Genomic DNA, 14,604 nt, shown 5'->3' with positions numbered 1-14,604 from the left:
TAGCGGATGAAGATCATCATCCTCGGGGCAGGTCAGGTAGGCGGTACGCTGGCAGAGCACCTGGCGAGCGAAGCCAACGACATTACCGTGGTCGACACCGACGGCGACCGCCTGCGCGACCTGGGCGACCGCCTGGACATCCGCACGGTGCAGGGCCGCGGCTCGCTGCCCACGGTGCTGCGCCAGGCCGGTGCCGACGATGCCGACATGCTGGTGGCAGTGACCAACAGCGACGAGACCAACATGGTCGCCTGCCAGGTGGCCTATTCGCTGTTCCACACCCCGACCAAGATCGCCCGAGTTCGGGAATCGGCCTACCTCACCCGCGAAGAGCTGTTCGACAACGACCATATTCCGGTCGACGTGCTGATCAGCCCGGAACAGGTGGTGACCAACTACATCAAGCGCCTGATCGAACAACCCGGCTCGCTGCAGGTAATCGACTTTGCCGAAGGCAAGGCCCAGCTGGTGGCGGTGAAAGCCTACTACGGCGGCCCGCTGGTGGGGCAGCAGTTGCGCCAGATCCGTGCCCACATGCCGAATGTCGACACCCGCGTGGCGGCCATCTTCCGCCGCGACCGCCCCATCACGCCACGCGGTGACACGGTGATCGAAGCCGACGACGAAGTGTTCTTCATCGCCGCGAAGAAGGACATCCGCGCGGTAATGGGCGAACTGCGCCGCATCGACGAGACCAACAAGCGCGTGGTCATCGCCGGTGGCGGGCAGATCGGCGAGCGCCTGGCCGAGGCCATCGAAAGCCGTTACCAGGTAAAGATCATCGAGATGAGCCCGGCCCGTTGCCGGTACCTTTCCGACACCCTGGAAAGCACCGTGGTGCTGCAGGGCAGTGCCTCGGACAAGGACCTGATGCTCGAAGAAAACATCGCCGATGCCGACATCTTCCTGGCCCTGACCAACGATGACGAAGCCAACATCATGTCATCGCTGCTGGCCAAGCGCCTGGGTGCGCGCAAGGTGATGACCATCATCAACAACCCAGCCTATGTCGACCTGGTACAGGGCGGCGAGATCGACATCGCCATCAGCCCGCAGCTGGCCACCATCGGCACCCTGCTGGCGCATGTGCGCCGGGGCGACATCGTCAGTGTGCACTCGCTGCGCCGCGGTGCAGCCGAGGCCATCGAGGCGGTCGCGCACGGGGATTCGAAGTCGAGCAAGGTGGTCGGCAAGGCCATCGAAGACATCACCCTGCCGCCGGGCACCACCATCGGCGCGATCATTCGCGACGAAGAGGTGATCATCGCCCACGACGACACGCGGATCGAATCGGGCGACCATGTGATCCTGTTCGTTGTGGATAAAAAGCACATCCGGGATGTGGAGAAGCTGTTCCACGTTGGCTTGACCTTCTTCTAGGAAAACAGGCATGCGCGAATCGCTGGAGAAGATGCTGGCCAAGGGTGTGGATAACCCGTTGCTGAGGTTTGGCCTGGGCAAGGCTTGGCTGGACGAGGGCAATGGCGCTGAAGCGGCCGTGCACCTGGCGCGGTGCGTGGAGCTGGACCCGAAATATTCGGCGGCGTGGAAGCTGCTGGGCAAGGCGTACCAGTTGCAGGGCGACCTGGCGGCGGCGCGCAAGGCCTGGGAAGAAGGGATCGTGGCGGCGCAGGCGCATGGCGACAAGCAGGCCGAGAAAGAGATGGCCGTGTTCCTGAAGAAGCTCAACAAGACATCAGGCTAACGCGATCCCTGTGGGAGCGGGTTCACCCGCGAATGCGATGTAGGACTCACCGACGCATTCGCGGGTATACCAGCTCCCACAGGGTCCCTGCTACAGCAGGCAGAAGTGCATTCAGCCTGCTGGAACAGCAGTGGATAACTCAGTACCAGCGCGCTTCGCCCGCCGGGCGTTTCTTGAAGCGCTTCATGCTCCACATGTACTGGCTCGGGTACTCGCGCACGTAACGCTCGACTACCTTGCTCATCGCCGCCGCCGATACCGTCACATCAGTGCTGTACATTTCTTCCGGCGCCGCCTCGAGGAACACCTTGAAGCCCGAACCGTCCGGCAACCGCAGCGCATGCAGGAACACCCCCACCGCCTTGCCACCGGCCAGCATGTTCGGCACGAACTTGCTGGTCAGCGCCTGGGTCCCGAGGAACGGCACGAACACGCCAGCCGACTCCGCAGGCTCCGGGTCGGCAGGAATGCCCACCTGGCCACCGCGGCGCACTTCCTTGATGACGCTGAGGATGCCTTCCTTGGTCGAAGGCGCCACGCGGTTGCCCATCTGCACCCGCTGCTCGCGCAGCAGGTCATCCACGGCCTTGAGCTTCGGCGGGCGGTAGAAGATGATCGGTTTGCACTGGTTGCAGTAGAAGTGGTTCAGCACCTCCCAGTTGCCCAGGTGGCTGGTGATGCCGACCACGCCCTTGCCCGAGGCCAGGGCCTGCTCCAGCACTTCCAGGCCATGCACTTCCTTGACCAGCGCCAGCGAGCGTTGCGGCGGCCAGATCCAGGCACAGGCACTTTCGACGAAGGATTTGCCGATATCTTTCAGCGCACGGCCGACCAGTTGCTCCCGCTCGGCCGGGTCCATCTCCGGGAAACACTTGGCCAGGTTGATGCGCACGACGTTGCGCGAGCCATTGGGGATTTTCCACATCAGCCAGCCGATACCCGCGCCGACGCGCTGCACAGCGCCCCAGGGCAGCTTGGCAAACAAGCGCAGCACCCCGACCATCAGGGCGCCCTTGAACTTTTCCACAGGCGAATTCCTTATTTCAGCAAGGCTCGCATTGTAACCCCTCAGCGCAACAAGGCGGCGTAGCGATCGCAATCGGTGGTGTGGTCCATGACCATGCCGGTGGCCTGCATGAAGGCATAGCAGATGGTCGGGCCGACGAAGGTGAAGCCGGCCTTCTGCAGGGCTTTGCTCATGGCCTTGGCCTCCTCGGTTACCGCTGGCACCTCGCTGCGGCCATTGAAGTGGTTGATCTTCGGTTCCCCACCAACGAACGACCAGAGCCATTGCGCCGGGTTATCCACAGCCAGCCAGGCCTGGGCATTGCGCCGGACGGCCTTGAGCTTGAGGCGGTTGCGGATGATGCCGGCATCCTGCATCAGCGCTTCGATCCGCTCATCGCTCAGGGCCGCCAGTTGCACGGGATCGAAGCCATGCAGCACCTCGCGATAGCGCTCGCGTTTGCGCAAAACGGTGATCCAGGAAAGCCCGGCCTGGAACCCTTCGAGCAAAAGCATCTCGAACAGCAACGCCGGGTCACGCTGGGGCGTACCCCATTCCTGGTCATGGTAGGCCTGGTACAACGGATCGTCGGTACACCAAAAGCAGCGTGGCATAAGGCTCCAATGAGTAGAGGGCGAGGCGAATCAGGTTATACTCCCGCTCTTTACATCCGCATCCCCAGATACAGGTGAATTTCGTGAGCCAGCCTACGCCAGCCGTGCGTACCTTCCAAGACCTGATCCTCGCCCTGCAGAACTACTGGGCCGAGCAAGGTTGTGTGGTGCTTCAGCCCTACGATATGGAAGTAGGCGCCGGCACATTCCACACCGCCACATTCCTGCGCGCCGTGGGTCCAGAAACCTGGAACGCCGCCTATGTGCAGCCTAGCCGTCGCCCTGCCGACGGGCGGTATGGCGAAAACCCCAACCGCCTGCAGCACTACTACCAGTTCCAGGTAGTACTGAAGCCGAACCCGGCCAACTTCCAGGAGCTGTACCTCGGCTCGCTGAAAGCCATCGGCCTGGACCCGCTGGTGCACGACATTCGCTTCGTCGAGGACAACTGGGAATCGCCGACCCTGGGCGCCTGGGGCCTGGGCTGGGAAATCTGGCTCAACGGCATGGAAGTCACCCAGTTCACCTACTTCCAGCAGGTGGGCGGCATCGAGTGCTACCCGGTTACCGGTGAAATCACCTACGGCCTGGAGCGCCTGGCCATGTACATCCAGGGCGTCGACTCGGTGTACGACCTGGTATGGGCCGACGGCCCGTTCGGCAAGGTCACCTACGGCGACGTGTTCCACCAGAACGAAGTGGAGCAGTCGACTTACAACTTCGAACACGCCAACGTCGAGAAGCTGTTCGAGCTGTTCGATTTCTATGAAAGCGAAGCCAACCGCCTGATCAAGCTGGAGCTGCCGCTGCCGACCTATGAAATGGTCCTGAAGGCCTCGCACACCTTCAACCTGCTGGACGCCCGCCGCGCCATCTCGGTGACCGAGCGCCAGCGCTACATCCTGCGTGTACGTACCCTGGCCCGGGACGTGGCGCAAAGCTATCTGCAAGCCCGTGCACGCCTGGGCTTCCCGATGGCCACCCCTGAACTGCGTGACGAAGTGTTGGCTAAGCTGGAGGCTGCACAATGAGTGCTCAAGATTTCTTGGTAGAACTGGGCACCGAAGAGCTGCCACCGAAGGCCCTCGCCAGCCTCGGCGAAGCCTTCCTGGCAGGCATCGAGAAGGGCCTGCAGGCCGCCGGCCTGAACTACGCCGGCAAGCACGTCTATGCTGCGCCGCGTCGCCTGGCCGTACTGATCCGCCAGTTGGACGTGCAGCAGCCAGACCGCAGCATCAACATCGACGGCCCGCCCCTGCAGGCGGCATTCAACGCCGAAGGCGAGCCGACCCAGGCGGCCCTGGGCTTTGCCAAGAAGTGCGGTGTGGAACTGGCCGAAATCGACCAGAGCGGCCCCAAGCTGCGCTTCTCCCAGCACATTCCAGGCAAGGCCACCGCTGGCCTGCTGCCGACCATCGTCGAAGACTCGCTGAACGACCTGCCGATTCCCAAGCGCATGCGCTGGGCAGCCAGCCGTGAAGAGTTCGTGCGCCCGACCCAATGGCTGGTGATGCTGCTGGGCGACCAGGTGGTCGACTGCACCATCCTGTCGCAGAAGGCTGGCCGCGAATCCCGTGGCCACCGCTTCCACCACCCGGAAAACGTGCTCATCACCACCCCGGCCAACTACGTCGAAGACCTGCGCAAAGCCTACGTGCTGGCCGACTTCGCCGAGCGCCGCGAGCTGATCAGCAAGCGTACCGCCGAGCTGGCCATGCAGCAGGAAGGTACCGCCATCGTGCCAGCGGCGCTGCTGGACGAAGTGACCGCCCTGGTCGAGTGGCCAGTTCCGCTGGTGTGCTCGTTCGAGGAGCGTTTCCTCGAGGTGCCGCAAGAAGCCCTGATCACCACCATGCAGGACAACCAGAAGTACTTCTGCCTGCTGGACAGCGAAGGCAAGCTGCTGCCGCGCTTCATCACCGTGGCCAACGTCGAGAGCCGTGATCCGAAGCAGATCGTGCAGGGTAACGAGAAGGTGGTGCGCCCACGCCTGACCGACGCCGAGTTCTTCTTCAAGCAGGACAAGAAGCAGCCGCTGGAAACCTTCAACGAGCGCCTGAAGAACGTGGTCTTCCAGGCTCAGCTGGGTACCGTGTATGACAAGGCCGAGCGCGTTTCCAAGCTGTCTGCCTTCATCGCTCCGCTGATCGGCGGCAACGCCCAGCGTGCCGGCCGCGCCGGCCTGTTGTCGAAATGCGACCTGGCCACCGAGATGGTTGGCGAATTCCCTGAAATGCAGGGTGTCGCCGGTTACTACTACGCGCTCAACGACGGCGAGCCGGAAGACGTCGCCCTGGCCCTGAACGAGCAGTACATGCCGCGCGGTGCTGGCGCCGAGCTGCCGCAGACCCTCACCGGCGCTGCCGTGGCCATCGCCGACAAGCTCGATACCCTGGTCGGCATCTTCGGTATCGGCATGCTGCCCACCGGTAGCAAGGACCCGTACGCCCTGCGCCGCGCCGCCCTGGGCGTGCTGCGCATCCTGATCGAGAAGCAGCTGGACCTGGACCTGACCGCTGCGGTCGACTTCGCGGTCAAGCAGTACGGCGCCAAGGTCAAGGCCGCCGGCCTGGCCGAACAGGTGCTGGAGTTCATCTTCGACCGCCTGCGTGCACGCTACGAAGACGAAGGCATCGACGTTGCCACCTACCTGTCGGTACGGGCCCTGCAGCCACGCTCGGCGCTGGACTTCGACCAGCGCGTGCAGGCCGTGCAGGCGTTCCGCAAGCTGCCGGAAGCCGAGGCCCTGGCTGCGGTGAACAAGCGCGTTTCCAACCTGCTGAGCAAGGCCGAAGGCGCCATCGCCGACCAGGTCGAGCCGAAGTACTTCGACAACGCCAACGAGTTCTCGCTGTACTCGGCGATCCAACAGGCCGACCAGGCCGTACAACCGATGGCCGCTGCACGCCAGTACAGCGAATCGCTGGCTCGCCTGGCAGCCCTGCGTGATCCGGTCGACGCCTTCTTCGAGGCGGTGATGGTCAATGCCGAGGACGCCAAGGTACGCGCCAACCGTTATGCCCTGCTCAGCCGCCTGCGCGGTCTGTTCCTGGGCGTGGCCGACATCTCGCTGCTGGGGTAAGCCTTGAAACTGCTGATTCTCGACCGTGACGGGGTGATCAACTACGACTCCGACGCCTACATCAAGACGCTGGAAGAATGGGTCCCGATCCCTGGCTCGGTCGCAGCGATCGCGCAGTTGAGCAAGGCGGGCTGGACGGTGGCGGTCGCCACCAACCAGTCCGGCATTGCGCGTGGCTACTACCCCCTGGCCACTCTCGAAGCCATGCATGCGCGCCTGCGCACGCTGGTGGCGGAGCAGGGCGGCGAGGTGGGCCATATCGTGTATTGCCCGCACGGGCCGGACGAGGGCTGCGATTGCCGCAAGCCCAAGCCTGGCATGCTGCGGGCTATCGCCGAGCATTACCAGGTAAGCCTTGAAGGCGTCTGGTTCGTCGGCGACAGCAAGGGTGACCTGGAAGCCGCCTTGGCCGTCGGTGCACAACCGGTGCTGGTGAAAACCGGCAAGGGCGAACGGACCCTGGAAAAAGGCGTCCCGGAAACTACACTGATTTTCGACGATCTGGCAGCTATCGCCAGGGAACTAATTTAAACAGTGCGCCTACGGGCGCATTTTTCTCAGGCGGGCATGCCCCGCAATGGTACAAGCCACTATGTCGATCCTGCAGGCGATCAGAATCTTTCTTTTTTACCTGCTGCTGGGCACCAGTTCGCTGCTGTGGTGCTCGCTGAGCTTCTTCGTCGCGCCGTTCCTGTCCTTCCCCAAGCGCTACAGGTTCATCAATGTGTACTGGTGCCGCTGTGCCTTGTTCCTGGTGCGTACCATCCTGGGCATCGATTACAAGATCACCGGTGCCGAAAACGTGCCGAATGAGCCCTGCGTGATCCTGTCCAACCACCAGAGCACCTGGGAAACGTTCTTCCTTTCCCAGTATTTCTCGCCGTTGAGCCAGGTGCTCAAGCGCGAGCTGTTGTACGTGCCGTTCTTCGGTTGGGCCATGGCCATGCTGCGGCCGATCGCGATCAACCGCGACAACCCCAAGGAAGCCCTGCGCCAGGTAGCGAGCAAAGGTGATGAACTGCTCAAGCAGAAAATCTGGGTGCTGATCTTCCCGGAAGGCACCCGCGTACCGTTCGGCACCATCGGCAAGTTCTCCCGTGGCGGTACTGCCTTGGCGGTAAATGCCGGGCTGCCGGTGCTGCCGATCGCGCACAACGCTGGCAAATTCTGGCCAAAGACCGGTTGGGGCAAACGCGCAGGCACGATCGAGGTGGTCATTGGCGAACCGATGTACGCCAACGGCACTGGGCCACGTGCAATCGCCGAACTCAACGACCGCGCCGCAGCATGGAATGAAGCGACCCAGCGGGCCATGGGTTCGCTGCCTCCAGCAGAGGAAACCCCTCAGGAACAAATGGCCTGATCATCTGTGGATAACTTGTGTGCAATTTTTGGATGAAATGCTCGAAGTATGCGCTAACACGTTGAATTAGCTACTTATTTTTCTGTATGACGTTTTTCTGAAAATCGTGCATAAGTTTTTTCAGAAGCATAAAAAAACCGGCTTTTACCGCCGGTTTTTTTATAGGTGAATCAGGTGTGCTTAGAGCAGGCCCACGTTAACGTCAGACCTTGTCGATATCCACATCCTTGGTTTCTTTCAGGCAGAAGATTCCCACCACCAGGCTGATCCCCGTCACCAGCACCGGGTACCACAGCCCATAGAAGATGTCCCCGGTATACACCACCAGCGCGAACGACACCGTCGGCAGGAAGCCCCCGAACCAGCCATTACCGATGTGGTAGGGCAGCGACATCGAGGTGTAGCGGATACGGGTCGGGAACAGTTCGACCATCACCGCCGCCAGCGGGCCATAGGTCATGGTCGCGATCAGGATCATTGCCACGATCAGCACCACCACCATCACCTGGTTGACCTGTGACGGGTCAGCCTTGGCCGGGTACCCGGCCTGCTCCACAGCAGCGCGCATGGCCGCTTCGTCAAAGCCGTTGATGGTCTTGTCACCGATGTTCACCACCACCTCGCTGCCGGCTACATCGACCGAGCTGTATGGCAGGCCCTGCTTGACCAGGAAGGTCTTGACCTTGTCACACGGGCTGTCGAAACGCGCCTTGCCCACCGGGTCGAACTGGAAGGTGCAGCCTTGCGGATCGGCAGTGACCACAATCGGTGCCTGGCGGCTGGCGGTGTCGATCTGAGGGTTGGCGTAATGGCTCAACGCCTTGAACAGCGGGAAGTAAAGTACGGTCGCCAGCAGCAGCCCAAGCATCAGGATCGGCTTGCGGCCAACACGGTCGGACAACCAGCCGAAGAACACGAAGAACGGTGCCCCGATCACCACGCTGATGATCAACAGGGTATTGGCCTGGGCCGGGTCCATCTTCAGCATCTGGGTCATGAAGAACAGCACATAGAACTGCGCCGTGTAGAAGGTCACAGCCTGCCCGGCGTTGATGCTGAACAAGGCGGTAAGCACCACCTTGAGGTTCGGCCAGGAGGTGAACGACTCACGAATCGGCGATTTGCTGACCTTGCCCTGGGCCTTCATTTTCACAAAGGCCGGCGACTCATGCATGCTCATGCGGATCCAGGTGGAAATGGCCAGCAGCACGATCGACAACAGGAACGGCAGGCGCCAGCCCCAGGTCTCGAACTGGTCGCCACTGATATAGCGGCTGCCCAGCACGACCACCAGCGACAGCAACAGGCCGAGCGTGGCGGTGGACTGGATGAAACCGGTATGGAAGCCGCGCTTGCCAGGCGGTGCATGTTCGGCCACGTAAGTGGCCGCTCCACCGTACTCACCGCCCAACGCCAGCCCCTGCAGCATGCGCAGAACCACGAGGATGATCGGTGCGGCAATGCCGATGCTGGCGTAGGTGGGCAATAGCCCGACGGCGAAGGTGGACAGGCCCATCAGCACGATGGTGACCAGGAAGGTGTACTTGCGCCCGATCATGTCACCCAGACGGCCGAACACCAATGCACCGAACGGCCGCACCAGGAATCCCGCAGCAAAGGCCATCAGGGCAAAGATGAACGCGGTGGTGTCGTTCACCCCAGCAAAGAACTGCTTGCTGATGACCGCTGCCAGCGCGCCATAGAGAAAAAAGTCATACCACTCGAACACCGTCCCGAGGGATGACGCAAAAATGATCTTGCGCTCTTCACGACGGCTTGGGCTGCTGGCCGCCGCACTCTGCTCTTGGATGAAATCCGACATCGTTGCTGTCCTCGGCCCTAAGGCCACAGTGATTATTGTTGTTGTTCCACTGTCGACGGCTTCTGACCGCAAGCCGCCGTTCACTTGCACGCACCCGGGTCAGGGCGTCGGTATCGCGTCTTCGTTCAGACAGGTCTGGGTAGCCGCTCCTTTGAGGATCAGTTGCGCCGCCTTTTCAGCGATCATCAGGGTGGGTGAACAGGTATTACCGGAAGTGATATACGGCATGATCGATGCATCGGCGACACGCAGGCCGGGGATGCCATGTACCCGCAGCTGGTTATCCACAACGTTCATCGCGCCGTTGCCCATGCGGCAGGTGCCGACCGGGTGGAAGATGGTCGTGCCGATCTTGCCCGCGGCTTCGAACAGCTCTTGCTCACTTTGCAAGGCTGGGCCGGGCAGATATTCCCTGGGCTCGAAGGCGGCGAGGGCAGGGGCCTGGACGATACGCCGGGTAAGGCGAATGGCATCGGCGGCAACGCGCAGGTCCTCGGCGGCGCTGAGGTAGTTGGGGTCGATCAGCGGCGTGCTGCTCATGTCGGCACTGCGGATATCGATACGCCCGCGGCTGGCCGGGCGCAGGTTGCACACCGATGCGGTAAAGGCCGGAAACCCGTGCAGTGGCTCGCCGAAGCGCTCGAGTGACAGCGGCTGGACGTGATACTGCAGGTTGGCGGTAGTCTGCTCCGGGCCAGAGCGTACGAACGCGCCCAGCTGGCTCGGGGCCATCGCCAGCGGGCCGCTGCGGTCGTAGAGATAGCGCAGGCCCATGCCCATCTTGCCCAACAGGCTGTTAGCCATCTGGTTCAGGGTGCGGGTATTGCGGACCTGATAGATCAGCCGCAGTTGCAGGTGGTCCTGCAGGTTGCCCCCCACACCTGGCATGTCGTGACGCACGCCAATGCCCAGACGTTCCAGCAGCGGGCGCGGGCCGATGCCGGAACGCTGCAGGATGCCCGGCGAACCCACCGCCCCCGCGCACAGCACGATCTCGCGACGAGCTACAAATTCGTGCCAGGCGCCTTGCCACAGCGCTTTCACAGCACGCGCACGGGTGTTGTTGAGAAGCACCTGGTCAACCTGGACACCGGTCAGCACCGTGAGGTTGGGGCGCTTCCTGATTGGCCGCAGGAAAGCCTTGGAGGCGTTCCAACGCACACCGCTGCGCTGGTTGACCTGAAAATATCCACAGCCTTGGTTATCGCCGGTATTGAAGTCGTCGACCTTGCCGATGCCACTCTGCTCGGCAGCATCGCGAAAGGCGTCGAGGATCGGCCAACTGTAGCGCTGGCGTTCAACCCGCCATTCGCCGTCACCGCCATGGTATTCGCTGGCACCGGCAAAGTGGCTCTCGCTGGCCTTGAACAGCGGCAGTACATCCTTCCAGGCCCAGCCGTCATTGCCTTGCTCGGCCCAACGGTCATAGTCCGCCGCCTGGCCGCGCATGTAGATCATGCCGTTGATCGAGGAACAGCCGCCCAGCACCTTGCCTCGCGGGTAACCCAACGCGCGGCCGCCCAGGCCGGGCTGTGCCTCGGTCCTGAAGCACCAGTCGGTGCGCGGGTTGCCAATGCAGTAGAGGTAACCGACAGGGATGTGAATCCACGGATAGTTGTCGCGGCCACCGGCTTCCAGCAGCAGGACGCGGCAGGACGGGTCGGCGGATAAACGATTGGCCAGCAGGCATCCGGCAGGGCCGGCACCCACAACCACGTAGTCGAAGACAGAATCGGCTGATGGCATGTGCAACCTCGCGCCTGTTTATTATTCTTGTCCCGGTCCATCTTAGTGAGTAATTTCGTGGAGGAAACACGAGATTTCGCGCAGCCGCTGTGCGTTTTGGCACAGCGACCATCACCGCAACGGTGCGTTACTGTAGGAGCGGCCTTGTTTCGCGATGGGGCGCGCAGCGGCCCCGAGTACAGCAAACCGGTCCATCTCGATGACCGCATGTGCTCTCCCAGGGCCGCTGCGCGCCCCATCGCGACACAAGGCCGCTCCTACAAAAGTACGCGCCTGGGGCATAGGGACTAGCATGTTCGACTGGAACGATCTGCGGTTTTTCCTCGAGTTGCAGCGCAGCGGCCGCCTGCTAACCGCCGCCAAGCGCCTCAACACCACCCACAGCACCGTCGCCCGGCATATCGAAAACATCGAGCAGAGCCTGGGCACCGCGCTCTTCGTGCAGCATGCCCAAGGTTACGAACTTACCCCTTCGGGCCAGGCCCTGCTCAAACACGCCGAGGCCATGGAAAATGTCGCCCTGCTGGCGCAGGAAGAAATCACCCAGGCCATCACCCCGCTGGGCAAGATTCGCCTTGGGGTAACCGAAGGCATCGGCATCATGTTCTTCACCCCGCGCATGAATGCCCTGTTCGAACGCTACCCCGGCCTAGAAGTGGAATTGGTGGCAGTGCCGCGCTTCGTCAGCATTCTCAACCGCGAAGCAGAGATCAGCATCCACCTGGAGCGCCCCAACGCCGATCTGCTGATTACCCGCAAGCTCACCGACTATCGCCTGGCCCTGTACGCCAGCCAGGCTTACCTGGACCGTGCGCCTGCGTTGCGCAACCGCGAGGACCTGGCCCGGCACAGCTGGATCGGCTACGTCGACGACTTGCTGTTCAGCCAGGAGCTGTTGTTTCTCAACAGCTTCTGCCGCACACCCAACGTGGTATTCCGCAGCACTAGCGTGATCGCTCAGCAGGCCGCCGCCCGCGCCGGGCTGGGCATCGCCGTACTGCCCAACTACATGGCCCGCCACGACCCGACACTGGTGCGCGTACTGCCTGGCGAGACCATCCAGCGCAGCTACTGGATCTGCACCCGTCGCGAGCTGCACAAGTCGGTGCGCCTGCGGGTCGTATGGGACTACCTGCTGGCGCTGTGTGCGGCTGAACAGAGCGAACTGCTAGCCCAGTAGCGCCTTGCCGGCAAGCAGCGCCGCTGCCACCCACCCCGCCACAGCGAACATCTGCTGCAAACGCGGCCCGGCCAGCCTGGCCGCCAAAGGCCGCGCCAGCAGCAAGCCGAGCACCGCGCCAACGGCAAACGGCGCACCGACCTGCCAGTGCATGACCCCGGCCAGGCTGGCACTGACCACACTGCCGGTAGACACCAGGGCAATCACCGCCAATGAGGTGGAGACGATGCTGGCCATGCGCAGGTTGGTATAGCGGTTCAGCGCCGGGATGATGACAAAGCCACCGCCCACACCGAGCAGCCCGGACAGCAGGCCGGACAATGCCCCGGTGAACGCCAGGGCGCGCGCGCAGGGCAGCGTCCAGCGCAAACGCCCCTGCAGCGGGTTGAGCACACAGGGTTCGATGTAGCGATGGGCGTCATTGGCTTCGCCACGCAATTCCTTGGCCGCCTTGCGCCAGATACGCAGGCACGCGTATACCAGTACCCCGGCGAATAGCAACTGCAAGGGTGAATTGGGCACGCGGTGCGCCAGCATCAGCCCGAACGGCGCCGTGGCCACACCCACCAAGGCGATGAACAATGCCGCCCGGTAGCGCACCAGGCCCTGACGCAAGCCCAGCACAGCCCCCACTGCCGCCGCCAGGCCGACGGCCAGCAGGCCAACCGGTGCCGCCTCGACCATGGACAGCCCGAGGCCGAACACCAGCAATGGCACTGCCAGGATGCCACCCCCGGCACCGGTCAACGCCAGTACGGCGCCAATGATTGCCCCCAGGCCAGCACCCAACAGTTGATGTTCGATCACTGGCCACCCTCGGCTACCAGCGGCTGCGGCCGCGCCAACCACTCGCGTCCCTTGAGCATGCCTTGCCAGTACAAAGGTGGCAGCACTTGCGCCTTGAGCAACCAGGCCAGGCGCGTCGGCTTGCGGCCATCCAGCAACCAGCTGGGGAAACTCGGCGCCAGCTTGCCGTCATAGCAGAACTCCGCGAGGACAATCTTGCCGCGCTCAACGGTAAGCGGGCAGGAGCCATACCCGTCGTAGCGGGCCAGGGTTGGCAGCCTGCCCAGTGCCACCAGCACGTTGTTGGCCACTACCGGGGCCTGCTTGCGAGTAGCCGCAGCGGTCTTGGCATTGCTGGTGTTGGCCACGTCACCCAGGGCATGGACATTGGCGAACTGGCGATGGCGCAGGGTGTACGGGTCGACATCAACCCAACCGGCAGCGTCGGCCAAGGGGCTTTCGCGGATGAAATCCGGCGCCACTTGTGGCGGCACCACATGCAGCATGTCGAAAGCCTCGGTGCGGGTTTCACTGCTGCCATCAGCCATGGTCCGCACAAAGGTGGCGCGCTTGTTGGCGCCATCCACGGCGACCAGGCGGTGAGCAAAGTTGAGGTCCACCGCGTACTTTTCGATGTACTTCATCAGCGCGGGTACGTAGTCCGGCACGCCGAACAACACCGCACCGGCATTGAAGAAACTGGCTTTCACTGCACCCAGCCGGCCATGGCGCAGCCAGTGGTCGCAAGACAGGTAAAGCGCCTTCTGCGGAGCGCCCGCGCATTTGATCGGCATGGGCGGCTGACAGAACAGGGCGCGGCCTTGCTTGAGCTTCTGCACCAGCTCCCAGGTATAGGGCGCCAGGTCATAGCGATAGTTCGAAGTGACGCCATTGCGCCCCAGGGTTTCGCTGAGCCCCTCAATGGCAGCCCAGTCCAGCTTGAGCCCAGGGCAAACCACCAGCTGTTGGTAACCGATGGCGCGCCCATCGTCGAGGATGACCTGTTGGCCGTGCGGGTCGAAGCCTTGCACCCGCGCCTTTATCCAGCGCACACCGCGCGGAATGGTCGAGGCCATGGTGCGGGCCGTGCTCGGTGCGGTGAACACACCGCCACCGACCATGGTCCAGCCGGGCTGGTAGTAATGCACCTCGGCAGGGTCGATCAACGCCACGTCCAGCGACGGGTCACGGCTGATCAGGCTGGAGGCAGTGGCAATACCGGCGGCACCGGCACCGACGATGACCACGGTGTGGTGGTTGCTATTGGCAGGGGACAACAAGGCAGGCATGGCGGTAAATC

At 62.8% G+C, this 14,604-nt stretch carries 13 protein-coding genes; 7 read left to right on the top strand and 6 right to left on the bottom strand.

Annotation, left to right across the window (positions count from 1 at the left end; all coding sequences use genetic code 11):
• The first annotated feature begins 6 nt into the window (after positions 1–6).
• Complete coding sequence (gene trkA, locus JKP78_RS09520) at positions 7–1,380, top strand: Trk system potassium transporter TrkA (protein WP_170027569.1); 1,374 nt, start codon at positions 7–9, stop codon at positions 1,378–1,380.
• 10 nt (positions 1,381–1,390) lie between these two features.
• Positions 1,391–1,705, top strand: a complete 315-nt coding sequence (locus JKP78_RS09515; protein WP_186671657.1) for a tetratricopeptide repeat protein — start codon at positions 1,391–1,393, stop codon at positions 1,703–1,705.
• 139 nt (positions 1,706–1,844) lie between these two features.
• Here JKP78_RS09515 and JKP78_RS09510 read toward each other — a convergent pair whose 3' ends face one another.
• A complete protein-coding gene (locus JKP78_RS09510; protein WP_186683908.1) occupies positions 1,845–2,732 on the bottom strand; it encodes a lysophospholipid acyltransferase in 888 nt (295 codons plus the stop codon).
• Between the two features lie 41 nt (positions 2,733–2,773).
• A complete protein-coding gene (locus JKP78_RS09505) occupies positions 2,774–3,325 on the bottom strand; it encodes a DNA-3-methyladenine glycosylase I (protein ID WP_170027563.1) in 552 nt (183 codons plus the stop codon).
• An 83-nt stretch (positions 3,326–3,408) separates the two neighbouring features.
• Here JKP78_RS09505 and glyQ point away from each other — a divergent pair, with 83 nt between their 5' ends.
• From glyQ to JKP78_RS09485, 4 genes are read left to right on the top strand one after another with little or no spacing between them, the layout of a single operon-like run.
• Positions 3,409–4,356, top strand: coding sequence for a glycine--tRNA ligase subunit alpha (gene glyQ / locus JKP78_RS09500; RefSeq protein ID WP_023377955.1), 948 nt, complete (start codon positions 3,409–3,411; stop codon positions 4,354–4,356).
• Positions 4,353–6,407, top strand: coding sequence for a glycine--tRNA ligase subunit beta (gene glyS, locus JKP78_RS09495; RefSeq protein ID WP_186683909.1), 2,055 nt, complete (start codon positions 4,353–4,355; stop codon positions 6,405–6,407). The genes glyQ and glyS overlap by 4 nt, the downstream gene beginning before the upstream one ends.
• 3 nt (positions 6,408–6,410) lie before the next feature.
• Positions 6,411–6,938: a D-glycero-beta-D-manno-heptose 1,7-bisphosphate 7-phosphatase gene (gmhB, locus tag JKP78_RS09490; RefSeq protein ID WP_170027560.1), complete on the top strand. Its 528-nt coding sequence runs from the start codon at positions 6,411–6,413 to the stop codon at positions 6,936–6,938.
• A 46-nt stretch (positions 6,939–6,984) separates the two neighbouring features.
• Complete coding sequence (locus JKP78_RS09485) at positions 6,985–7,770, top strand: lysophospholipid acyltransferase family protein (protein ID WP_170027558.1); 786 nt, start codon at positions 6,985–6,987, stop codon at positions 7,768–7,770.
• A 202-nt stretch (positions 7,771–7,972) separates the two neighbouring features.
• Here the strand turns inward: JKP78_RS09485 and JKP78_RS09480 are convergent, their stop codons facing one another.
• Both JKP78_RS09480 and JKP78_RS09475 read right to left on the bottom strand, forming a co-directional pair.
• The gene (locus JKP78_RS09480) at positions 7,973–9,592 is read right to left on the bottom strand and encodes an MFS transporter (RefSeq protein ID WP_186683910.1); all 1,620 of its coding nucleotides are present in this window, start codon (positions 9,590–9,592) and stop codon (positions 7,973–7,975) included.
• A gap of 99 nt (positions 9,593–9,691) precedes the next feature.
• Positions 9,692–11,338 carry a GMC family oxidoreductase gene (locus tag JKP78_RS09475; RefSeq protein WP_186683912.1) on the bottom strand — a complete coding sequence of 549 codons (1,647 nt, stop codon included), beginning with the start codon at positions 11,336–11,338 and terminating at the stop codon, positions 9,692–9,694.
• A gap of 292 nt (positions 11,339–11,630) precedes the next feature.
• Here JKP78_RS09475 and JKP78_RS09470 point away from each other — a divergent pair, with 292 nt between their 5' ends.
• Positions 11,631–12,518, top strand: a complete 888-nt coding sequence (locus JKP78_RS09470; protein WP_170027552.1) for a LysR family transcriptional regulator — start codon at positions 11,631–11,633, stop codon at positions 12,516–12,518.
• On the opposite strand, the gene JKP78_RS09465 is transcribed toward JKP78_RS09470, so the two are convergent.
• Entirely contained in the window at positions 12,507–13,325 is an 819-nt protein-coding gene (locus tag JKP78_RS09465; RefSeq protein WP_200626587.1) for a sulfite exporter TauE/SafE family protein, read from the bottom strand. The genes JKP78_RS09470 and JKP78_RS09465 overlap by 12 nt on opposite strands.
• Positions 13,322–14,593 carry an NAD(P)/FAD-dependent oxidoreductase gene (locus JKP78_RS09460; protein ID WP_200626586.1) on the bottom strand — a complete coding sequence of 424 codons (1,272 nt, stop codon included), beginning with the start codon at positions 14,591–14,593 and terminating at the stop codon, positions 13,322–13,324. Before JKP78_RS09460 ends, JKP78_RS09465 begins: the two co-directional genes overlap by 4 nt.
• Positions 14,594–14,604: the final 11 nt, after the last annotated feature.

This window comes from Pseudomonas sp. LAM2023 (genome assembly GCF_016620375.1).
Taxonomy (GTDB): Bacteria; Pseudomonadota; Gammaproteobacteria; order Pseudomonadales; family Pseudomonadaceae; genus Aquipseudomonas; species Aquipseudomonas anuradhapurensis.
Note: the sequence above shows the minus strand (reverse complement) of the source record. Positions and strands in the feature narration are given on the sequence as shown.